Annotated in this window: 21 protein-coding genes and 1 pseudogene; 10 read left to right on the top strand and 12 right to left on the bottom strand. The window is 65.2% G+C overall.

Going from position 1 to position 20,647, the window contains the following annotated elements; all coding sequences use genetic code 11:
- The 6 genes and pseudogenes from AB0H22_RS18555 to AB0H22_RS18530 form a co-directional block, all read left to right on the top strand.
- Window positions 1-90 (top strand): annotated as a pseudogene (locus AB0H22_RS18555) (WXG100 family type VII secretion target); the annotation flags it as partial.
- A gap of 32 nt (window positions 91-122) precedes the next feature.
- Complete coding sequence (locus tag AB0H22_RS18550; protein WP_358148001.1) at window positions 123-986, top strand: ESX secretion-associated protein EspG; 864 nt, start codon at window positions 123-125, stop codon at window positions 984-986.
- Between the two features lie 108 nt (window positions 987-1,094).
- Window positions 1,095-2,492, top strand: coding sequence for a type VII secretion integral membrane protein EccD (gene eccD, locus AB0H22_RS18545; RefSeq protein ID WP_358147946.1), 1,398 nt, complete (start codon window positions 1,095-1,097; stop codon window positions 2,490-2,492).
- A 38-nt stretch (window positions 2,493-2,530) separates the two neighbouring features.
- Window positions 2,531-3,835, top strand: coding sequence for a type VII secretion-associated serine protease mycosin (gene mycP, locus AB0H22_RS18540; protein ID WP_255486034.1), 1,305 nt, complete (start codon window positions 2,531-2,533; stop codon window positions 3,833-3,835).
- Window positions 3,832-4,830: a type VII secretion protein EccE gene (eccE, locus tag AB0H22_RS18535; protein ID WP_358147943.1), complete on the top strand. Its 999-nt coding sequence runs from the start codon at window positions 3,832-3,834 to the stop codon at window positions 4,828-4,830. The genes mycP and eccE overlap by 4 nt, the downstream gene beginning before the upstream one ends.
- 123 nt (window positions 4,831-4,953) lie before the next feature.
- Window positions 4,954-6,816, top strand: a complete 1,863-nt coding sequence (locus tag AB0H22_RS18530) for a CocE/NonD family hydrolase (RefSeq protein WP_358147999.1) — start codon at window positions 4,954-4,956, stop codon at window positions 6,814-6,816.
- Window positions 6,817-6,835: 19 nt separating this feature from the next.
- On the opposite strand, the gene AB0H22_RS18525 is transcribed toward AB0H22_RS18530, so the two are convergent.
- Complete coding sequence (locus AB0H22_RS18525; RefSeq protein ID WP_180751288.1) at window positions 6,836-7,270, bottom strand: pyridoxamine 5'-phosphate oxidase family protein; 435 nt, start codon at window positions 7,268-7,270, stop codon at window positions 6,836-6,838.
- A gap of 67 nt (window positions 7,271-7,337) precedes the next feature.
- Between AB0H22_RS18525 and AB0H22_RS18520 the strand changes: the two genes are divergently transcribed.
- On the top strand, window positions 7,338-8,225 hold the full coding sequence (locus AB0H22_RS18520; RefSeq protein ID WP_358147941.1) for a hypothetical protein: 888 nt from the start codon (window positions 7,338-7,340) through the stop codon (window positions 8,223-8,225).
- Here the strand turns inward: AB0H22_RS18520 and AB0H22_RS18515 are convergent.
- The 5 genes from AB0H22_RS18515 to AB0H22_RS18495 form a co-directional block, all read right to left on the bottom strand.
- Window positions 8,222-9,319: an LLM class flavin-dependent oxidoreductase gene (locus AB0H22_RS18515; RefSeq protein ID WP_180751290.1), complete on the bottom strand. Its 1,098-nt coding sequence runs from the start codon at window positions 9,317-9,319 to the stop codon at window positions 8,222-8,224. The two genes, AB0H22_RS18520 and AB0H22_RS18515, sit on opposite strands and share 4 nt — an antisense overlap.
- 39 nt (window positions 9,320-9,358) lie before the next feature.
- On the bottom strand, window positions 9,359-10,375 hold the full coding sequence (locus AB0H22_RS18510; RefSeq protein ID WP_358147939.1) for an ABC transporter substrate-binding protein: 1,017 nt from the start codon (window positions 10,373-10,375) through the stop codon (window positions 9,359-9,361).
- Window positions 10,376-10,390: 15 nt separating this feature from the next.
- Window positions 10,391-11,140: an ABC transporter ATP-binding protein gene (locus tag AB0H22_RS18505; RefSeq protein WP_358147937.1), complete on the bottom strand. Its 750-nt coding sequence runs from the start codon at window positions 11,138-11,140 to the stop codon at window positions 10,391-10,393.
- 10 nt (window positions 11,141-11,150) lie between these two features.
- Window positions 11,151-11,984: an ABC transporter permease gene (locus AB0H22_RS18500; RefSeq protein WP_180751292.1), complete on the bottom strand. Its 834-nt coding sequence runs from the start codon at window positions 11,982-11,984 to the stop codon at window positions 11,151-11,153.
- A 146-nt stretch (window positions 11,985-12,130) separates the two neighbouring features.
- Window positions 12,131-12,460, bottom strand: a complete 330-nt coding sequence (locus AB0H22_RS18495) for a hypothetical protein (protein WP_358147935.1) — start codon at window positions 12,458-12,460, stop codon at window positions 12,131-12,133.
- A gap of 198 nt (window positions 12,461-12,658) precedes the next feature.
- Here AB0H22_RS18495 and AB0H22_RS18490 point away from each other — a divergent pair, with 198 nt between their 5' ends.
- The 3 genes from AB0H22_RS18490 to AB0H22_RS18480 all read left to right on the top strand — a co-directional run bounded on the left by AB0H22_RS18490 (window position 12,659) and on the right by AB0H22_RS18480 (window position 15,006).
- On the top strand, window positions 12,659-13,555 hold the full coding sequence (locus AB0H22_RS18490) for a metal-dependent hydrolase (RefSeq protein WP_358147932.1): 897 nt from the start codon (window positions 12,659-12,661) through the stop codon (window positions 13,553-13,555).
- 329 nt (window positions 13,556-13,884) lie between these two features.
- Entirely contained in the window at window positions 13,885-14,220 is a 336-nt protein-coding gene (locus tag AB0H22_RS18485; protein WP_180751295.1) for an RNA polymerase-binding protein RbpA, read from the top strand.
- Between the two features lie 87 nt (window positions 14,221-14,307).
- Window positions 14,308-15,006 (top strand): SDR family NAD(P)-dependent oxidoreductase, encoded by a 699-nt coding sequence (locus AB0H22_RS18480; protein WP_358147930.1) that lies wholly within the window; start codon window positions 14,308-14,310, stop codon window positions 15,004-15,006.
- A gap of 12 nt (window positions 15,007-15,018) precedes the next feature.
- Here AB0H22_RS18480 and AB0H22_RS18475 read toward each other — a convergent pair whose 3' ends face one another.
- From AB0H22_RS18475 to AB0H22_RS18450, 6 genes are all read right to left on the bottom strand, one after another.
- Complete coding sequence (locus tag AB0H22_RS18475) at window positions 15,019-15,780, bottom strand: polyprenol monophosphomannose synthase (RefSeq protein WP_180751297.1); 762 nt, start codon at window positions 15,778-15,780, stop codon at window positions 15,019-15,021.
- A gap of 5 nt (window positions 15,781-15,785) precedes the next feature.
- Window positions 15,786-17,579, bottom strand: a complete 1,794-nt coding sequence (lnt, locus tag AB0H22_RS18470) for an apolipoprotein N-acyltransferase (RefSeq protein WP_358147927.1) — start codon at window positions 17,577-17,579, stop codon at window positions 15,786-15,788.
- Complete coding sequence (locus AB0H22_RS18465) at window positions 17,572-19,107, bottom strand: amidohydrolase (protein WP_219603331.1); 1,536 nt, start codon at window positions 19,105-19,107, stop codon at window positions 17,572-17,574. Before AB0H22_RS18465 ends, lnt begins: the two co-directional genes overlap by 8 nt.
- Window positions 19,108-19,232: 125 nt before the next feature.
- The gene (locus AB0H22_RS18460) at window positions 19,233-19,754 is read right to left on the bottom strand and encodes an FxsA family protein (RefSeq protein WP_180751300.1); all 522 of its coding nucleotides are present in this window, start codon (window positions 19,752-19,754) and stop codon (window positions 19,233-19,235) included.
- A 69-nt stretch (window positions 19,755-19,823) separates the two neighbouring features.
- Window positions 19,824-20,225, bottom strand: a complete 402-nt coding sequence (locus AB0H22_RS18455) for a PPOX class F420-dependent oxidoreductase (protein ID WP_358147997.1) — start codon at window positions 20,223-20,225, stop codon at window positions 19,824-19,826.
- 10 nt (window positions 20,226-20,235) lie between these two features.
- Complete coding sequence (locus AB0H22_RS18450) at window positions 20,236-20,640, bottom strand: PPOX class F420-dependent oxidoreductase (protein ID WP_358147925.1); 405 nt, start codon at window positions 20,638-20,640, stop codon at window positions 20,236-20,238.
- Window positions 20,641-20,647: the final 7 nt, after the last annotated feature.

The raw sequence follows: 20,647 nt of genomic DNA, 5'->3' as shown, positions 1-20,647 counted from the left end.
GCCTACCGCGCCATGGGCAACACCCACGAAACCAACACCCTGTCCATGAACGCCCGCGACATGGCCGAAGGAGCCAAATGGGGCGCATAAACGCCCTTGGTGCTCCTGCACCTGATCGTGCGATGAACCAGGCCCTTCGGTCGCCGGACGCCGTCGAGCTGACGGTCGACCAGGCCTGGTTCCTCGCAGACACGTTGGGCGCTGGCACCTTTCCTTGGGTGCTGGCGATCACCGTTCCCTTCCGGGATGAAGCACAGCGCGCGGGATTCAACGCTCAGCGCGTCCAGGAACTCACCAGAGCCGGCGTCCTTGGAGCGGACGGGGCGGTGGATCCTGCCGTAGCCGGCTGGATCCGCACCGTGTGCCGCCCCGACCGTTGGCTGGAACTGCGTTATGTCGCGGCAGGTTCGGAGAATCCGGACGTGATGCGCGGCATTATCGCGCGGAGACAGTCACAGGGCCGCGGACTGACTGTGGTGTCCCTACGCAACGCCCATCTGATTACCTTCACGGTGGTCGACGCCGACGACTCCTCCGCGCTGGTCCCCAGTGTGGTGGCGGGGCTGCGATGGCGCGAACCTGCGCGGTTCCCCGAGTTCACCTTGCCCACCCAAGTCGGCGCCAAGGCCGACGAGCAGCTGCGCTCTGGCGCCTCACTGGCCGATGTCATGGGATACCTGGGTGTCCCGCCCGCCGCGCAGCCGGTAGTGGAATCGGCGTTCATCGGAGCCCGGAACTATGTAGAAGTAGTTGCCGGACAACGCGATAACGCAACCCAGCAGACCTCTGAGGTGGGTATCAGTGTGGTGGACACCAGCACTGGACGCATCCTCGTCAGCCCGCGTCGCGCCGATGACGGCGTCTGGCTGTCAACCTTCGCACCCGGAACCCCGTTCGCGATCGCGGTGGCCGTCGACCAGTTGATGGCCACGCTCTCGGACGGGCACTGGTTTCCGGATGCCCGCCTGACTCGAGACTTCCACTGATGCTGCCCCCTTCCAGATCCCCACTGTGTTCGATCCAACTGTGCCCAATCCCAATGTGCCCAATCCCTTTGGGCCCAACCCCCTACCGAGAGAGTCAAACGAAACACCATGTCTGACAACGCCGTGATGCCCATCGTCCGGGTAGCCGTGCTCGGTGAAGAAAAGCTGACCGAGATCGCGCTTCCAACGCAGCTGCCGATGCGCGACATCATTCCCGCGATACACCGTTTGGTGGCCCCCGACAGCCACACAGCCACCGAGGCCACGACCCCACAGCGGCTGAGCCTGGCGCCGGTGAACGGCGCCCCGTTCAGTGCCGACGCGACTCTGGACACCGTGGGCGTCCTCGACGGCGATCTGTTGACGCTGCGACCAACCCCCGTCGGACCTGCTGCACCCGGCATCGTCGAGGACATCGCCGACGCCGCCGTTATTTTCTCCGAATCGCGTAAGCGCCCCTGGGGCGCCGAGCACATCGCCCGCACCACCCGTTTCGGCGCCCTCGGATTGATCGTGGCGGCAACGGTTCTGGCCATCGTGCACAACGTGCGCACCGGATCGGTTTTGAGCCTTGCCGGGCTGGCAGTGGTCGCGGTTGCCGCCGCGATCGGGGCATTGGTGGCACACGTGCGCTCACCGCGTCTGGGTGCGGAATTGGCGATCACCGCCCTGGCACCCATTGCCGCCGCACTTGCGCTGGCCGTGCCCGGGGATGGACTGGCGCCGCGTGTGCTCCTCGGAGCGGCCGGAGTGGCGGCGTGGTCGCTGATCTACCTGATCGTGGCCCGTCAGCTGATCGCCTTTTTCACCGCAACGACGGTGCTGTCCATCGGTATCGCAGGCGCTGCGGGCGCCCAGATCCTGTGGCATTCTTCCTTGCTCGCCCTGGGCTCCGGCCTGATCATCGTGGCGCTGCTGGTCACCGTGCGTGCCGCACAGCTGTCGGCGTTCGCCGCCCGATTCCCGCTGCCGACCATTCCGGCACCGGGTGACGCGACTCCTTCCGCCCCGGCGATGTCGGTACTCAAGGACCTGCCGCGACGCGTACAGCTGAGCGATTCGCATCAGAGTGGATTTATCGCGGGTGCTTCACTTCTGGCAATCCTGGGATCGCTGGCACTGGTGGGCGGTTCGACTCTGGCCAGCCCGTGGGCCTGGTACCTGGTGTTCGCGGTGAGCGCCGGAGCGGCACTGCGGGCGCGGGTGTGGGATTCAGCGGTCTGCAAGGCCTGGCTGCTGGCAGTTCCGTTCCTGGTGACGACCGCACTGCTGGTGATCTTCGCCATCGCCGGTCGTTACACCGGCGCACTGGTTGCGCTCGGCGTGCTGGCCGTGCTGGTTGCCGCGCTGACGGTCGTGGTGTTCAACCCGAAGATCGGTGAGGCGGAAAGCTACTCGCTGCCCAGTCGACGGATCCTCGGCTTTTTCGCCTCCGGAATCGACGCCTCGTTGTTGCCGGTCATCGCGTACCTCACCGGGCTGTTCGCCTGGATTCTCAACCGATGATGCGGTTTTTGTGCGTGGGCGCCGTCGCCGCCACCCTGATGGCGACGACGATTCCCCCGGTGTACGCGGTTGCGCCTCCCGAGGCGGATCCCGCTGCGCTGCCCCGAGACTCGGCCCCCAGCGCCAGCGCCGGCATGCAGTCCGCCGCGTGCAGTACCACCGTGCTGCTCCCGGGCACAGGTACGGCTGGAAAGCCTTCACAGGAGCTCCAGGAGGCTTGGCGCTTCTCCCACGGTGAGGGTCAGAGCATCGTCGTCATCGACACCGGCGTACAGCCGAGCCCGCGGCTGCATGTTGAGCCGGGCGGTGACTACGTGCAGTCGACCAACGGCCTGACCGACTGTGACGGCCACGGGACTATGGTCGCCGGCATCATCGGTGCCCAACCCGGCCCAGACGGATTCTCCGGTGTCGCACCGGCGGCCAAGCTGATCTCGATCCGCCAGTCGTCCGCCAAGTTCTCCCCGCGCGTCACCGGGGGTGATCCAACCACCAGCGAAGCCAACAACTTCGTCAACACCTTGGCCCGGGCAATCGTGCACGCCGCGAACCTCGGGGCACGCGTGATCAACATTTCGTCGCGTGTCTGCGTTCCGGCGGCCAAGCCCATCGACCAAGCCGCACTAGGTGCGGCGCTGCGGTACGCCGTCAGTGAGAAGGACGCGGTCGTAGTCGCCGCGGCCGGTAACACCAGTGGCGGCGGCGCCAACTGCCAGCAGAATCCGCTCACCGGCGCCGGTGCGGACCCCAGGAATTGGTCTGGGGTGGAGTCTGTTTCGGTGCCCTCGTGGTGGCAGCCCTATGTGTTGTCGGTGGGCTCTGTCGCAATCGACGGCAGTCCCTCGAAGTTCACGATGGCCGGCCCATGGGTGGGTATTGCGGCATCCGGCGAGAACGTGACATCGCTGTCCAACGACGCCGAGGGCGGGTTGGCCAACGGAATGATCGGCCAGGACGGTAAGCCGGTCCCCCTCTACGGAACGAGCTATTCGGCGGCATACGTTTCGGGTGTCGCGGCGCTGGTTCGCAGCAGGTTCCCCGAACTGACGGCAAGCCAGGTGATTTCGCGTCTGAAAAGAACCGCTCGTGACGCGGGTCGGTCTCCCTCCAATCTCGTGGGGGCCGGAACGATCGACCCGGTAGCCGCGCTCACCTGGGAGGTTCCCCCAGAGGAGGGCGGACCCACCGGCCCCAGCGCTCGCGCGGTCGTCCCACCGCCCGCACCCATCCCCGAAAATCCCCTTCCCCGGCGACTCGCTTTCTTGGGCGCCGGTACATGCCTGATCGCGGTAATCGTCGTCGCCGCGCTGAGTGCGCGTCGCAGACAGGAGAGCACTGAGTGAGCACGAATACGAGTAGGAAACTGAAGCTGTATCGACCACCGGTGCCGTGCACGCTGCGGCTGACCCTGGTGGCGACGCTGGTCGCGGCGGGTGCGTTCGCGCTCTACCGCCGGGACCCGGCCGACCGCTGGATCGCCATCACCGCCGGGGTGCTCGCGCTGGTGCTGCTGGTGTGGTGGCGTGGCACCTTCCTTACCGAGATGCTCGGACGGTGGACGAAGATGCTGACCCGCAGGCTCTCTCGCCGGACCCCCGCGGGTATCGCGCAGATCGTCCCTTCCGGCGTTGACGCGCGTACCACCGTGGCCCTTGAGCTCAAGGCGCCCGCGTCCGGTGAGGATGTGCCGGTCGGACTCCTCGCCGGGTATCTGGATCGCTATGGCGTGCGATGCTCGTCGATCCGGGTCACCACCGCCGATATCGATGGCGTCGAGGGCAAGATCTGGGTGAGCCTGACCCTGAGCGCCGCCGAAAACCTCGCCGCCCTACAGGCGCGTTCTTCACGAGTCCCCTTGCGCGAGACCGCCGATACGGTGGGACGCCGACTGTCCGATCACCTGCGTGAACTGGGTTGGCAGGTCAGCGCCGCGGAGAATCCGAACGCACCGCTGCCCGCACAGGTAAAGGAAGGGTCGCGCGCCGTCACCGACGACCACGGATACCTGGCCGCCTACCGTGCCACGGTGAATGGCGACCTGACTCAGACCCTCGCGAGCGTCTGGAGTGCCCCGCTCTCTGAGCGCTGGACAGCTCTTGAGCTGACCGGGACCGTCGATGCTCCACAGCTGACCGTGGTCTGCGCACTGCGCACGGAGGAGAAGCCGGCCGCCCACGCTCCGTTGGCCGGTTTGATGCCGTGCTGGGGGGAGCACCTGCGCATCCTGCAGATCTTGGACCCGCTGTCGTCCGCCACCTTCGGCGGAGCAGCCAGCTCCGTCACCGCCGAGTTCCTCGACGATCTCACGCAGCAGGACGAGGCGCCGGCACTGGTCTAAGAGCAGTCCGCTAGGCCGCCGCAGCGGTGTTGAGGTATGCGGCGGTCCAGCTCCGGCGCAAGAACAGTACGAAGGTCGCTATACCCTGGCGGGGTGATCGCAGGTTCGGCCAGTCGTCTCGGAATGCTCGTAGTCGCCGTCGGCCTCGTCCTCAGCGCATGCAGCCCTACCGGCTCGCCTCAGAACTCCTGGCCCCCGTCGGGGGGCCGCGGCCCATGCGCTGTCGCCAAGAAGTCCGATGTGCCGGCGGCCATGCGCGATGGCACGGTCTTGCGCGCCGACGTCTATCGCCCCAAGCTCAAGGACCCCGTGCCGGTCATCCTGATGCGCACTCAGTACGGCAAAGACAGCGCACAGGTCAAACCGTCACGGTTCCGCACCCCCGACTGGTTCGCCTCGCACTGCTATCTCGTAGTGGTGCAAGACATTCGCGGCCAGGGTGCTTCCGACGGGGTGTTCACCGAGTTCGGCAATGACGGCGACGACGGTTACGACACCGTGGAGTGGGCGGCCGGACTACCCGGTTCCAGCGGCAAGGTCGGAATGTACGGCTCCTCGTATGTCGGTGCGACACAGTGGCTCGCCGCCACCACAACTCCCCCGCACCTGACAACCATCGTCCCCTCCAATACCGCCTCCGACTACTACGACGGCTGGACGTACGAGGGCGGCGCGTTCCGGCTGGGCTTTGCGCTGCCGTGGGCTATAGAAACCATCGCCACCTCCGCGGCGCAGAACCGTGGCGATGACGCTGCAGTCCAACAACTCAAGACTGCAGCCACAGAGCGGAGTCGCTGGCTCAGTTTCCTTCCATACAAAGATCTTCCACCCATGCAGCCGGACAATCCTCAGGTCGCACCGTGGTATTTCGACTGGATCCGGCATTCGACCCGCGATGACTACTGGAAGCAGTGGAGCATCAGAGACCGGTACGAGAAGGTGAAGGTTCCGGTGCTGCACTTCGAGGGCTGGTACGACTCGTTCCTACGTGGCGGCCTGGAGAACTTCACAGGTATGGCCGCCCGCGGCGGGTCACCCGAGGCGCGCCGCGATCAGCGCATCGTCATCGGTCCGTGGGACCACCTCGCCTGGGGCCGCGAATCATCAAGTCCATCAACACTGTTGAAGGAGTTGGGGGCCGGTGCCAACAGCCCCGTCAATGAACTACAGCTGGCATGGTTCGACCACTTCCTCAAGGGCGCCGACAATGGCGTCACTTCCGGAACACCCCGCGTCGACTACTACCTGATGGGCGCCAACCGTTGGAAGACCGCCCCGACCTGGCCACTGCCACAAACGGATTGGACGGTGTATCAGCTCGGCGGCTCCGGAGCAAAACATGTTGGCACACTTGGTAACTCGGTTTCGCCTCACGACCCGCCCGATACCTACGTCTACGACCCCGCGAATCCGGTACCGAGCGCCGGTGGGCACTCTTGTTGCGCCGCCGATTCGGCACCAGAAGGTCGCTATGGCCAGAACGTCGTCGAGCAGCGTCCCGATGTGCTGACGTACACCAGCGAGCCACTCACCGCCGACACCGAGGTCACCGGTCCGATCAGTGTCGATCTGTGGGCGGCATCCTCAGCACCGGACACCGATTTCACCGCGAAACTCGTTGTCGTTCGGGTCGATGGCGCTGCCATCAACCTCAACAACGGCATCGTCCGCACCTCAATGGCGCAATCGCTGTCCGAGCGGCACCTCGTCCCGGCGGGCCAGCCGAGTAAGTACCGCATCGATGTATGGCCGGTGAGCTACCAGTTCCGCACCGGCGAGCGCATCCGGCTGGAGATTTCCAGCAGCGACTTCCCCCAGTACGCGCCCAACCCAAATACGGGAGCACCGTTCGGACAGAACGCCGAGCTACGCACCGCGACGCAGACGATCCTGCATGATGCGGCGCATCCATCCACGCTCACGCTGCCCGTCATACCGGCCGGTGATCCGGGCACCGAGAACTTCCCGATGCCAGCCCAAAACTAAATCCGTAACCAACCGGGCGCTAGCCCCAGTTCTCGGGGCCGCCGAGGTCCGCCGAAAGCCAATGCTCCGGCGAGACATAGACCGCGATCTGCTCCCCGTACCCCTCCGAGTACTTGAGGTACCCGTCGAGCAGCTCCTCCGGTATGTATCGCGCGGCCACCTGCCGATGCTGGTCGTGGCCGAGCGGCTCGATCTTGGTCACCGGCCCCTCCACGCTCACGTAGCGCACCGTCGGTTGTTCCCGATCGACCATGAGCGTCAACCGACCTGCCGCCTCGATCAGCTGATGCTTACGCGAACCCTTGCCCGTCGGAATCCACAGATCGCCGCCAGAGGTGTAGTAGTACCAGATCGGCACGGTTAGCGGAGCACGGTCCGACCCGGCGCTCACCGAGATGGCAGCCACATGGGGCTCGGCCAGAAATGCCTGTCGTTCTTCCAAACTCAATCCCATGTCCCCACCCTACGATCACCGACCGACAGCCGCACCGGTCTAAAGATTCCCGTGGTTCACTGGGCTCATGGCACGTCCCCCTGCCCTCGCCCGTCGCCTCTACGAACGGTTTGAGCCGGTACACGGAATCACCTACTTCACAGCGGAAGCCCGTGCCGCCGTCGATGAGCTTGGCTACCGCGGATTCTGGCGAGGGTACTTCGCTACCCGATCGGCTCCGCTGGGTGCAGTGGTGCCGCGCCTCGTCGAGGCCGTCTTCTACAACTTCGCATCATTCCGGGTAGCCAAGTCCCTCGACGGCGCATGGGATACCGCGAGTCCCGAACAGGCTCTGGCCGCGCGGCAAGCCGGTGCCGTCGCAGCGCTGCGACGCTTTGGCCTCGCGGATGACGAAAATCTATGCACCGCTGCCGATTTACTCGGGAAGGCAGCCCGCAATGCCTCGTTGGCAGGTCGCCCGCTGTATGCCGCACTGTCCACCGTCCCGTGGCCGGACGAACCCGTGGCGGCACTGTGGCATGCCGCCACCCTGCTACGCGAGCAGCGTGGTGACGCCCACATCGCTGTCCTGGTCGCCGCCGGCATCAATGGTCGCGAGTCGAATGTGTTGCAGGTCGCGGCAGGCAGGGCGGCCAAGGACCACATCATGCGCACTCGGGACTATGACGACGCCGAGTGGGCCGATATCGAGCAGGCCCTTTCTCAACGCGGTCTACTCGACGGCGCCGGCCTATTGACCGCCGAGGGCCACGCCCTGAAGACCGATATCGAGGACCGTACCGACCGGGCCGCACTACCGACGCTCGATGCGCTCACGAACGCCGAGGTGGAGACGCTCTTTCGCACCCTCACCCCCATTACCCGTCAGGTCATCGCGGGTGGCGACATACCGATGTCAACACCAATGGGATTGCAGCGCAACGATCTTGACGATGAGAGCGCCCATTTGAGCTAAGCCGCCAGCGCTCCCCGCTTCTTGAGCAGCGGAAGCACACCCTCGGCAAACCAGTACGCCTCTTCCAAGTGCGGGTACCCGGACAGGATGAACTCGTCGAACCCAAGCGCGTGATACTCGGAGATCAGATTGGCGACCTCTTCGTGGCTGCCGACCAACGCCGTGCCCGCACCGCCGCGCACCAATCCGACTCCCGCCCACAGGTTCGGATAGATCTCCAGCTTGTCGAGCCGCCCACCGTGCAACGCCGTCATGCGCCGCTGCCCTTCGGACTCCGACTTCGCATGCAGCGCGGTGGCCGCGGCGACCTGGTCTGGGGTCAGCTCGGCGACCAGTGAATCGGCGACGGCCCATGCCGCCTCGGAGGTGTCCCGGGTGATGGTGTGCAGCCGGATGCCGAATCGCAGGGTGCGGCCACGCTCCTTCGCCAGTGCCCGCACCGCCTGGATCTTGGCGGCGGCCGCGGCGGGCGGCTCACCCCAGGTCAGGTAGACATCGACATGATCAGCCGCGATCGGCAGTGCCGCCGGGGAGGACCCGCCGAAATACAACTGCGGCAACGGCGTCGGCGGCTCCGACACCCGCGCATCGGTCACGGTGTAGTGCTTACCCGAGTAGTCGACGGGTTCGCCCTTCCAGATATCCCGGACGATCTGCAGGAATTCACCGGTGCGCTCATAGCGCTCATCGTGAGTGAGCCAGTCGCCGAAGCGACGTTGCTCGGCATCGTCGCCTCCGCTGACGACGTTCAGCAGCAGACGCCCACCCGAGAATCGCTGGAATGTGGCCGCCTGCTGCGCGGCAAGCGTCGGTGGGACGAGCCCGGGCCGGAACGCCACCAAGAATTTCAGGCGCTCGGTCTGCTCCAGTAGTGCCGACGCGGTCAGCCACGCATCCTCGCACCAGGTGCCCGTCGGGGTCAGCACGCCCTCAAAGCCCAGCCGGTCGGCCGCACGGGCGATTTCGCCGAGATATCGCAGGCTCGGCTCCCGATACCCCGCCGGAATGGTGTGATGCGATGACGCATGTGAGGCGCCCACGATGGAACGACTGTCGCCGTTGGTGGGGAGAAACCAGAAAAACTTGGCGGCCACGGGAATTGCCCTCCTTATGAGCTGAGAAACCGGGAGCTTCTACTGCGTTTTGGTGAAGAACTGCGCCAGCACGCTGTCGTATCGGCTGTCGACGAAATCGGCGAATTTGGGCTTGCCCTGGATCTGACCGGATTGCGCGAAGAGATCGGCCAGCTTCTGCTCCGAGGCACTCACCTGATCGGTCAGCGGTATCGGCGGACGCAAGCTGCGCGACTGCGCGAGGGCCGCGGCGGCGGGGTCGATTCCGATTGCCGCGGCATACTTTCCGTACCACTCCTGCTGATGGGCCTGGGCCCAGTTGCTCGCCCGAGCGATGCGCTGCACCAGGTCCGAAAGCGCGGTGTTGTGTTTGGCATCGCGCAGCGCCGCCTGCGAGGCGACACCGAATCCATACCCGTTCGAGACGTCGCTCGCGGTGGCAAGCGTGCGGACCTTCAGCTGCTTTTCGGCGAGGGCGGTGTACGGGTCCCAGATCGCCCAGGCATCGGCCTGCCCCTGGCTCAACGCCGTGAACGCGTCGGCGGGCTGCAAGAACACCAGCTGGATGTCCTTCACGGTGAGATTGGCCTTCTGCAGCTGCAACAAGAGGTGACCGTGTGCCGAGCTGCCCTTGCCGACCACCACCTTTTTACCCCGCAGGTCCGCCACCGACTGGACCGTGGAATCGGCAGGGACCAGGATCTGGTCGCCCGAGGCATCATTGGAATACCCGGATACCACTTTGATTTTCGCGTTCGAGGCCGCCCCGAAGATCGGCGGCGTGTTACCGGTGACGGCGAAGTCGATCTTGCCCGCGGTCGCCGCCTCGATCTGTGGCGGTCCGGAGGTGAAGGTGGAGAAGTCGATCTTGTACGGCACGTTGTCGAGCTCACCCGCTGCGCGCAGCAGCGCCTCGGTGCCCCCCTTCTGATCACCCACCTGGAGAGTAAGCCCCGTCAGCTCCGAGAGCGGGACGAGCTGCGGCACAGCGGAATCGCCCTTGTCTTCGCGACCGGAGGTGCACGCCGACAGCACCAATACACTCACGGCCGCGGTCGCAGCGATCCAGCGCTTCACTGCCCTCCCCTTTCGTCAAACACCAAGCTGCGCAAGGAGTTCACCTCGGTACTTCTCCGTCTCGCCGTCATGTTTCCCCTGCGGTTTCCGCGGGTTGTGAATATGCAATGTGTGCGCCAGCCGACCCTCGTCCAGCACCAGAATGGTGTCGGCCAGCGATATCGCCTCGTCTACATCGTGGGTGACCAGCAGCACGCCGAACTCGTGTTCCCGCCATAGGTTCAAGAGCAGGCGGTGCATCGACAGCCGGGTCAGTGCGTCGAGTGCACCGAAGGGTTCATCGAGCAGCAGCAGCTGAGGCTCCGCGACAAGCGCACGGGCCAGAGACACCCGTTGCGCCTGGCCACCCGAGAGGGTCAGCGGCCAGGCCTGCGCCTTATCCGCAAGCCCCACCTCGTCGAGCGCTCGATCGACCCGGGAAAGTGCTTCCGCCTTCGACAGTTTGGTGCGGGTGAGCCCGTACGAAACGTTGTCGCGGACCGAGCGCCACGGGAACAACCGTGACTCCTGGAAGGCTACGGCCGGGGCCCCGAGCACCCGCCGTTCACCGCCGTATTCGCCGGCCAGCCCGGACAGCACCCTCAGCACCGTCGACTTACCCGAGCCGCTGCGGCCCACCAGCGCGACGATCTCACCGCGGCCGACCCGTAACGAGACATCGTCGAGCACCCGGTTACGTCCGTACCACTTGGTCACCGATGTCAGTTCGGCGGCCGGTGTGGCGGATTGCCGCGACAGTTCGGAAACCTCGAAAACTGCTGTCATGGTGCGCCTTTCATGATCGATATCGCAGTGCACGCCGTTCCAGCACGCGCACGATGGCGTCGGTCACAATGCCCAACAACGCGTAGACCACCAGGCCGAAGATGATGACGTCGATACGCAGGAAGTCGCGTGCGTTGTTGATGAGGAACCCCACCCCAGCATCGGCGTTGATCTGCTCGGCGACGATGAGCGTGAGCCAGGACAGCGCCAGTGACTGACGCAATCCGACAAGCACCTGCGGTGTCGCGCCCGGGACGACAATGACCCGCAAACGCTGCCAGAACGAAAACCCGAGCACCTGAGCGGTTTCGAAGAGTTTGGGGTCTACCTGCCGGATCGCAGAGGTGGTGTTGAGGTATAGCGGGAACGCCGCTCCGAGCGCCACCATCAGCACCTTGGGCAGCTCCCCGATACCGAACCACAGGATGAACAGTGGGATGAGCCCGAGATGCGGCAGCGCCCGGACCATCTGCATGGTCGGGTCCACCACCGCGTCGACCAGCCGTGACAACCCCACCACGGTGCCCAGAACAACCCCCAGGGTGCCGCCCAGCAGTAGACCCTCGGCGGCACGGATTCCGGAGACGCGCAGCGCCTCGGCGAGTTGGCCGTTGCCGATCAATTCGATTCCGGCGCGTGCGATCGTCGACGGCGCCGGCAGGATATCCGCGTCGATCAGACCCCAGGCGCTAGCCGCCTGCCAAATCAGAAGCACCGTGAACGGCGAGAGGAATCGAATGATCTCCCAGCGGCGGTTGAGTATCCACTCTCGCCAGGACGGGGTGGGCGCGGGCGCATCGGTGTCAGTTGCCGCGGCGGCCACCAACGCATTACGGGTGGTCATGAAAAGCTCGGGAATCCTCACGGTCGGCGGCTGGCATCGACAAGGTATCGATCGATGTTGACAAACTATGGGCGCGTTCGGATTCCGTGAAGGTTTAATCTCGCAATGAGTTCCTTTCTCGCGCGAGTAGAGGCTCGCGCGAGAAATCAGCGCCAGCCGTCGGCGGCCTTGGCGGCGCGCAGCAACTCCTCGCACAACTGGCGCAGCTCGTCCTGGGTCGCGCCCTCATCGACCGCGGTCGCGACGTCCTCGGCGGCACATCGCGCCTGAAACACCCGATCGGCGAGGTCGGCCGCTTCATCCGCGGTGAGCACCACGGCATCGGCAGGCACCGACGTGCCCTTAACCGCCGCGCGCTGTTCATAGGCACGTTGACGGCAGGATTGGCGACAATACTGGCGCCGGCGACCGAGCTCGGCGTCAGCGACTTCACGTCCGCACCACTTGCAGGGCTGAGCATGTTTGCGACGTGCCACGCCTCAGAACTGTAGCGGTGACGGCGGGTTGGCCGATACGACGAGAGCTCCAGGGCTCACCGGGGGTTAGCGCCACTGGAAATTAGAAAATGCCAGTTCACAGGCACTAAAAGTGGCTTGATAGAACATCAAGTACCTGATACATTTGGTACTAGTAATCGAACGGTCCGGGCATCACCGCCGATGTTAAGGGGAATTATGACCGCCGAAGTCGCACCCCAAGTTGTCTATCCGAAGACCAGGAGAATCCGGTTCCGGTTCGGCGAACCCGAACCCATGCAGCGGTATTACATCAACGACGACATTGCCTTCAGTCACCTGGTAGGGATCCTGTCAGCCGCCTTCCCCCCGGGCGAGGAATTCTTCGTTCGAGCTGTGCGTCGTTACGGGGCACAAATGACCGATCCGCACCTCAAGAAGCGGGTGGCGGGATTCATCGGACAAGAGATGACCCATGGCATGCAACACAGCGAACTCAACCGGAAACTGGCCTCCGTGGGATACAGCTTCCAATTCATCGAGCTGCTCGGCAACCTGGCAGACGAGACCGAGGAGTACCTCGATACGGCATACCCAGATGCGCGACTGCTGCGCCTGTCCCGGCTCGGCGCACTATCAGTGACCGCCGCAGCTGAGCATTTCACGGCGGTTCTCGCCGAACGCCTGCTTACCCGACCGGAGATCCGGGAGCTGATGACCGATCCCGAGGTACGGAACTTACTGAACTGGCATGCCTTCGAGGAGCTGGAACATAAATCAGTCGCGTTCGACGTCTATCGGGCCGTTGGCGGGCCCGAATGGCTGCGCATCTCGACTATGCGAGCAATGGCCGCGATCGCGATCCCCCTCTTCACCGTCGGCGTCTGGATCTCTGTTGCCGCCAACGATCCCGAAGGACGCAAGCAACCGCTGCGATTACTCGGCGAGACGGTGCGATTATTGCGTGGCCCGTTCCTGAAGGGCCTGTACACCGAGAGGAAGCCGTACCTGAAGCGCGGCTTCCATCCCGACGATATCGACACCAGCGCGGTACTGGACCATTGGCGCGACGAACTATTCGGCGACCAGGGCCAGTTGGTGGACCACCTCAAATAGAGGCACGACAAACCAACTTGCCAGCGAAATAGGGCACTCTTTCCGACCATCGTGATTACCTGCGGTGGACTGGAAATACGCAGAAATCTCGGAGCCGGTGACCAGAACCAGGCACCCGAGTACCTCGGCCAGGATCACGGGGCGAAAGGCTGTCACCCGGGTGGCCTCGTGGCGCGCGGCCCAGCGGTCGATGACGAACTATAATGAGGCCTACAACCTGCATGAACAGGGAACTAATGCCGCCGGGACGGCGTTGAGGTAAGCAGTCACCAGCAATTCGAGCGCGGGAGCCTGATCATCCCGGCCCGCAGTAAAGAGGAGAAGTACACATGGCAGATCGTGTTCTACGGGGCAGCCGGCTCGGCGCCGTCAGCTATGAAACCGATCGTGACCACGACCTCGCGCCCCGCCGTATGGCCCGCTACCGCACAGACAACGGTGAAGAGTTCGAGGTTCCCTTCGCTCACGATGCCGAAATCCCGGCGAACTGGGCTTGCCGTAACGGCCTGGAAGGCACCCTCCTCGACGGCGACGTGCCCGAGCCCAAGAAGGTCAAGCCCGCGCGTACGCACTGGGACATGCTCCTGGAGCGCCGCAGCGTCGAGGAGCTCGACGAGCTGCTCAAGGAGCGTTTGGAACTGATCAAGGGCCGGCGCAGAGGCTAAGGCGCGGCAGCGTAACCCGCTCTTATGAGTGGATCCGGTAGATCCGTAGCAGGTTCAGCCGTTCTAATCACCGGCGCCGCAAGCGGCATGGGGCAGGCCACTGCTCGGGTTTTCGCCGAGGATGGCGCATTCGTTGCGGTCACCGATCTGCATCTGGAAGATGCGCAAGCAGTCGCCAACGAGATCGGCGATTCTGCAGCGGCCTGGGCGCTGGATGTCACCGACAACACACAGATCGCCGAGGTCGTCGCGGCTGTGGCCGAACGGTTCGGCCGTCTGGACATCGTGGTGAACAACGCCGGTTTCGCGGCATTCAGGTCACTCGATGACCCCGACTATGACGACACCTGGGATCGGTCGCTTGCCGTCCATCTGACCGCACCCCTACAGATTGTCCGCGCAGCACTCCCGTTCCTGCGTGAAGCTCCGTACCCGCGTGTGGTGAACATCGCCTCCACAGAGGCTCTCGGCGCCACCCCGTATGACGGCCCATACGTTGCAGCCAAGTCCGGCCTGGCCGGTCTGACCAGGAGTTTGGCGGTCGACTTGGGGCGCGACGGCATCACGGTGAACTGCATCTGCCCGGGGCCCATCGATACCGCGATGACAGCGGCGATCTCCGCTCAGGACAAGGACACCTATGCCCGCCGACACACCGCGCTGCGCCGCTACGGTCGCGCCGAGGAAGTCGCGCATATGACGTTGAGCGTGTGCCTACCGGCCGCGTCGTACCTCACCGGCACGGTGATCCCCGTCGATGGTGGCCTGATGGCCCGCAATGCTTGAGGTCTGAATACCTCAGCGGTTAACGCCGCGGGCCCGGTCCAGCCTGCTTCTCACACCCCATTTGGTCACCTTGAGCAGGGCTTCGTTGATGATCGACCCGCTCATCTTGGATTCGCCGATCGCGCGTTCGGTGAAAGTGATCGGCACCTCGACAACCTCGAAACCGTACGCAATGGTGCGCAGGGTGAGATCGATCTGGAAGCAGTAGCCGTGGGATTCGACAGCCGCCAAATCCAGCTTTTCGAGCACTTCACGCCGGTACGCGCGGTATCCGGCGGTGATGTCGTGAGGCTTGACGCCCAACACCAGCCGGGCGTAGACATTCGCGCTGCGGGAGAGCACCAGGCGCCGCCACGGCCAGTTCACGACCGTGCCGCCCGGCACGTAGCGCGAGCCGATCGCCAGGTCGGCTCCGGCGTCCACGGCGCCCAGCAGCCGGGACAGCTGTTCGGGAGCGTGGCTGCCGTCGGCGTCCATCTCCACCAGCACCGAGTACTGACGTGCCAGACCCCAACCGAAGCCGGCGATGTAGGCGGCTCCCAGGCCACCCTTCTCCTTGCGGTGCATGACATGCACGCGGTCGGGATCGGCGAGCGCGAACTCGTCGGCCAGTTCGCCGGTACCGTCCGGGCTGCCGTCGTCGACGATCAGCACATGCAATTCGGGCTGCGCCTTGTTCAGCCGACCAAGGATCAGTGGGAGGTTCTCCCGCTCGTTATAGGTCGGAATGATCACCAGGGTCCGGGCGCTCGGACGTTCGGTCGTGGGATCCACTCCGCTCAAGTCTCCTTAGTAGAGGGCTGTTCTGCTGTGTTCAGTTCTGAACCATCCGGCACATCCTTGCGCCGCTTCAGCCCTCCATTGTGCAGTACCGCCAGGCCAGCCGAGGCCAGGACGGCAAGTCCGGCGATCAGCGCGAGAGCCCATTCGACCCATGGACCCCATTGGGTGGCGGGTGTCAGGTCGTTGTGCAGCCGCACCTGCATATCGATATAGGCCGGTTGGAAGAACTTGGTACGGCCCGCGTCGACTCCGTCGGGAGAGATAAAGGCGCTGATCCCGGTGGTGCCGACGACGATGACCTCCCGGTCGTGCTCGACGGCCCGAACCTTGGAGATGGCCAGCTGTTGTTCACTCATCGCAGTGCCGAACAGGGCGTTGTTGCTCGGCACCGTGAGAATCTCGGCGCCGTTGAGCGTGGACAGCCGCGACGCCCTGTCGAACAGGACCTCCCAGCATGTGGTCACGCCGATCTTCACACCCCCGGCAGTGACGACACCGTTGCCTTCTCCGGGGACGAAATACCCCGCGCGGTCCGCGTACTCGGAGAAGTGCGCAAAGAAGCTCCGCCACGGCAGGTACTCACCGAACGGTTGCACGATCTGTTTGTCGTGACGCTCACCCGGGCCGGTGTCCGGATCCCAGACGATGATCGAATTGATCGACTTGGGCTCTCCGGGGGTGGAATCAGGGTGACGCAGCACTCCACCGACCAGGATGGGCACACCGATCGCCTGCGCCGCCTCCGTGATGGCCTCGGCCGCGTCCGCATTGCGGATTGGATCGATATCCGAGGAGTTCTCCGGCCACACCACGAACTGCGGCGCCGGGGCCTTCCCTGCCTTGACGTCCTGGGCAAGCAGGATCGTTTCCTTGACGTGGTAATCCAGCACAGCACGCCGTTGCGCGTTGAAATCCAGCCCCAGGCGGGGAACATTCCCCTGCACCGCCGCGACGGTGACGGTCCGCCCATCGGTGGCTCCGTGGCTCGCGTGCCGAACCTGCTGCCAGCTCACCGCCATGGCGAATAGGACAAGACACACACAGGCACCGGGCAGCAGCACCGAGGGCACCGGACGGGCACCGGACGGACTCACGGCCGGGCTGCGCCACCAGCGAATCATCTCGATGCCGAGCGCGGTGACCGCGAATGCGGCCAGGGCCACCGCGAAGGACACCAGCGGCGCTCCCCCGTATCGCGCCAGGCTCAGCATGGGTCCGTCGCCTTGTCCGAAAGCTATACGACCCCAGGGGAATCCGCCGAACGGAACGCTCGCCTTGCCCCATTCCGCGGCGGACCATGCGGCGGCGAACCACAGTGGCCAGCCCGGCAGGTTCCGCACGACCACTGCCATCACACCGAAGAGAGCGACCGAGATCGCGCAGAGCAAGGACAACGCCAGCCACGGAACCGTACCGACCAACTCGCCCGTCCAGGGCAACAGCGGGATATAGAACGCGAGGCCGAAGAGCAGCCCATACCCAAGCCCACCGCGCAGTGCGGTCCTCGGCGACCACAGCACCAGTCCAAAGATCGACAGTGCGGGGAACGCTGCCCACCAGAAACCCCACGGAGGGAAACTCGCGCACAGGAGAAGACCTCCGATAATGGCCCCGACCTGGCGGGGTGCCGCACGCAGCCATGCTTGGCCCGCCGCGGCGGCGCGCACGCGCAGAGCCTCGGTAAATGCCGCGCCGCGTGACGGACCGGCGGCCTCCTGCTCCTCGTCTACCGGAGCATCGACCGGCTCCTGGAGGTCCATCAGGTCCTCTTCGACAGCTTCGTCAGCCATAGATCACCGTGCCGCGGTGCACAGTTCGCAGACATTTAGGGAGCACAGCAGCGGCATCCGCGAGATCCGGCAGGGCCGGGACCCGCGAACGCGGGTCGGTGGACCACCGCTGCACTCCCGGCTGGCTGGTGTTGATGGTCAAGTCCCCTGTCTTCCATATCGCGTAGCTGGCCGGCGCTCCCGGGGTCAGGGCGCCGGTCACGCCGTCGTGAATGCCCTGTGCACGCCAGCCGCCACGTGTCGCGGCACTGAAAGCAGCGCGCATCGATACAGAACTGCTCGCAGTGCGGTGATGAGCCGCCGCCCGCACCGTCACCCACGGATTGATGGGTGCGACGGGGGCGTCGGAACCGAACGCTAGGGGCACGCCTTGGGATGCTAACAGCGCCAGTTGGTTTAGCTGAGTACCTCGATCAGGGCCGAGTCGGTCCGCGTACATGCCGTCGGCGCCACCCCATAGGGCGTCAAAGGCCGGTTGCATACTGGCGATGATCCCCAGCCGACCGAGCAGCTCCGCCTGCGCCGCGGTGACCATTTCGAGGTGCTCAAGGCGATGGCCGCACCGGGCGACGGCCGCCACACCATGACGGTGCGCGACCCGCTCGAGCGCGTCGATCACCTGAGTGACGGCGGCATCACCGATCACGTGGAATCCCGCCGTGATACCGGCCTGTGTGCACGAGTCCAGATGAGCTTCAACCGTTTCAGCGTCCAGGTGCCTCACGCCGCAGGTGTGCGGTGCATCGTGGTACGGCTCATGCAGCCAGGCGGTATGTGATCCCAGTGCTCCGTCGACGAAGAGGTCACCGGCCAACCCGGCGGCCCCCGTCGAGGCAATGAGCTCACGCGCGTGATCCGGGTCGCTCGCGGCCTCGCCCCAGTATCCGGTGACCTGCACTCCGTGTTCCGTGGTCAGCAGCTCGCGGAAATCCTCAAGCCCGCCGATCTCGGGCCCACCGCATTCGTGCACCGATACCAGGCCCAGCGATGCTGCGCGGTCGAGGGCCGCACGCCGTGCGGTGGCGCGGCCCTCCAGAGATAGGGCGGCGCGCGCACGGCCCCGCAGCAGATGATGGGCCTCCGCCCTCAGCGGGCGTTCGGGGTGGAACCCAGAGGCCTCGGCCAGTCCCGGCACCTGCCTCCGGAGCGCGCTCGACGCCGCGGCCGAATGCACGTCGATCCGGCTGAGATAGACAGCCTTCCCGGGCGCCGCCGTATCGAGATCGGCGGTGGTCAAGGGCTGCCGATCCGGCCATCGGGACTCGTCCCAGCCATGCCCCCAGATCACGTCGTCGGGATGTTCTTCGGCGTAGGCAATCAGCCGATCCAGGCACTGTTCCCGGGAGTTCACATCCGACAGGTCGAGTCCGATGATGGACAACCCGAGCGCAGTGACGTGGACGTGGGCGTCGACGAACGCGGGTGCCACGAAGGCGCCCTCCAGGTCGATGATCTCGGCGGCCGGAAATTCTGCGCGACCGAGATCGTCCTCGCCGATCCAGCTGACGACGTCACCGGTCACGGCCATGGCGGTCGCCGCAGGATGCGATGGGCTATGCACGCGCCCGTTGACGAGCAGTTGCGATGAGCCGCTTGCGCGAAGAGCGTCGAGCTGAGTCTGCACTCGGTAAGTCTGCCGGGTTCGGGCGACGTCTACGCAGGCAGGTCGCGGCCGGGTCGGTACTGCTGAGACGGACTACTCGGCCCCGCCTGACCTTCATCGACATCGATGACCTCGCCGTCGATGTAATCGACGGTGCTTGGACGGGTCCGAGCGGCCTGAAACGCGCCGTATCCGGCGGGGACGACGGTGATCAGGGGCGCGCGCCGGCTCAGCTGGCGCGCTGCGACAACGGTCAGCACCGGCCGCAGCACGGCACGGGTCGGCGGCAAGAGTAGCAGCAGCCCGATCGCAGAAGACACCAATCCGGGGATCACCACCGCAACGGTTCCGAGCGCGATCAGGGCGCCATCCGCGATGGCTCCACCGGGTGACCGAACTCCGCGTCGCAGCTGGTCAATGGCACGACGACCCTGTGAACCGGCAAGGATCAGGCCGACAACGAAGGCCGCCGCGACGGCGATGATGGTCCAACCGATGCCTACCGCGGAGGTCAACGCCACCAGGGCGGACACCTCGAGGATGACGTAGAGCAGAAACAGGCCTGGCCACATATCGAGTCAACGAGCCGACCCCATGCCGGGTTCCCGGATTACGCCGATGAGCCGCTGGCGCGAAGAGAATCAGGCGGAGATGGCCAGTCCGGTGGTGCCGCTCGTACCCCGACGCAAGACACTCGCCCTGACCAGCACCCACCCCACCACGCCATACTTCCGCGTGATGGCCGCGCGCGCCCGCTCGGTGCCCTCGGTATCCAGGACCCGCGCGGTTCCCTCGATCTCACCGCTGCGGACCTTGCCGCGCACATCGCAGACGGCGAGCGTCACACGCGGTGTGTTGCGGATACGCCGCACCTTCCACGCATTCGTCTCGGTCCAGACCAGGAGCTCACCGTCCTGGGGCGCCGCCCAGACCGCGGCGGGTTTGGCCCGGCCGTCCTTCGTGTAGGTGGTCAGTAGGACGTATTTGGCCGCACAGACTTCGTCGAAGGTCGGCGTCGGGAGGTTTGCACCCATGGCGCCCAGTCTAGGGACGTCAAAGCGTTTCCGGCGCGCCAAGCGTTACCGAAATCCCCACTCTGGCGCCATTGCGCCGGTCCAACCACGCCGTCGCGATGCGGCTGGGCAGTCCATACCGTTTGACCACCGCTGCCCGGATGCGCGCGACAGAGGCCGGATCCTCAACGATCTCAGCGGTGGCATCGGATATCGGGCTGATCACCCGACCACGTTGAGTACAGACGGCCACCGTCACCCTCGGGTTTCGCCGAATCCGCGTGACCTTCCAGGTGTTCGCACTCGTGGTGAGCAGGAGCTCGTCGCCCTCGGCGACAAAGCCCATCGGAGTCGGCTTGGGCACACCGTCTTTCGTGAAGGTGGTCAACAAGATGTAGCGGCCCGCCGCTACTGCGCCAATGTCCAATCCTTTGTCCCGGGCCATCTCCCGA

It is taken from the genome of Mycobacterium sp. NPDC050853 (genome assembly GCF_040653875.1).
In the GTDB taxonomy this organism is placed as follows: Bacteria; Actinomycetota; Actinomycetes; order Mycobacteriales; family Mycobacteriaceae; genus Mycobacterium.
This window is presented reverse-complemented; position numbering and strand designations above follow the sequence as displayed.

Coding starts and splice junctions, on each gene's coding strand:
- AB0H22_RS18550 (WP_358148001.1), top strand. CDS start 123: ATGAACCAGGCCCTTCGGTCGCCGGACGCCGTCGAGCTGACGGTCGAC.
- eccD (WP_358147946.1), top strand. CDS start 1,095: ATGTCTGACAACGCCGTGATGCCCATCGTCCGGGTAGCCGTGCTCGGT.
- mycP (WP_255486034.1), top strand. CDS start 2,531: ATGGCGACGACGATTCCCCCGGTGTACGCGGTTGCGCCTCCCGAGGCG.
- AB0H22_RS18530 (WP_358147999.1), top strand. CDS start 4,954: ATGCTCGTAGTCGCCGTCGGCCTCGTCCTCAGCGCATGCAGCCCTACC.
- AB0H22_RS18525 (WP_180751288.1), bottom strand. CDS start 7,270: ATGGGATTGAGTTTGGAAGAACGACAGGCATTTCTGGCCGAGCCCCAT.
- AB0H22_RS18520 (WP_358147941.1), top strand. CDS start 7,338: ATGGCACGTCCCCCTGCCCTCGCCCGTCGCCTCTACGAACGGTTTGAG.
- AB0H22_RS18505 (WP_358147937.1), bottom strand. CDS start 11,140: ATGACAGCAGTTTTCGAGGTTTCCGAACTGTCGCGGCAATCCGCCACA.
- AB0H22_RS18500 (WP_180751292.1), bottom strand. CDS start 11,984: ATGACCACCCGTAATGCGTTGGTGGCCGCCGCGGCAACTGACACCGAT.
- AB0H22_RS18490 (WP_358147932.1), top strand. CDS start 12,659: ATGACCGCCGAAGTCGCACCCCAAGTTGTCTATCCGAAGACCAGGAGA.
- AB0H22_RS18485 (WP_180751295.1), top strand. CDS start 13,885: ATGGCAGATCGTGTTCTACGGGGCAGCCGGCTCGGCGCCGTCAGCTAT.
- AB0H22_RS18480 (WP_358147930.1), top strand. CDS start 14,308: ATGGGGCAGGCCACTGCTCGGGTTTTCGCCGAGGATGGCGCATTCGTT.
- lnt (WP_358147927.1), bottom strand. CDS start 17,579: ATGGCTGACGAAGCTGTCGAAGAGGACCTGATGGACCTCCAGGAGCCG.
- AB0H22_RS18465 (WP_219603331.1), bottom strand. CDS start 19,107: ATGGCCGTGACCGGTGACGTCGTCAGCTGGATCGGCGAGGACGATCTC.
- AB0H22_RS18460 (WP_180751300.1), bottom strand. CDS start 19,754: ATGTGGCCAGGCCTGTTTCTGCTCTACGTCATCCTCGAGGTGTCCGCC.
- AB0H22_RS18450 (WP_358147925.1), bottom strand. CDS start 20,640: ATGGCCCGGGACAAAGGATTGGACATTGGCGCAGTAGCGGCGGGCCGC.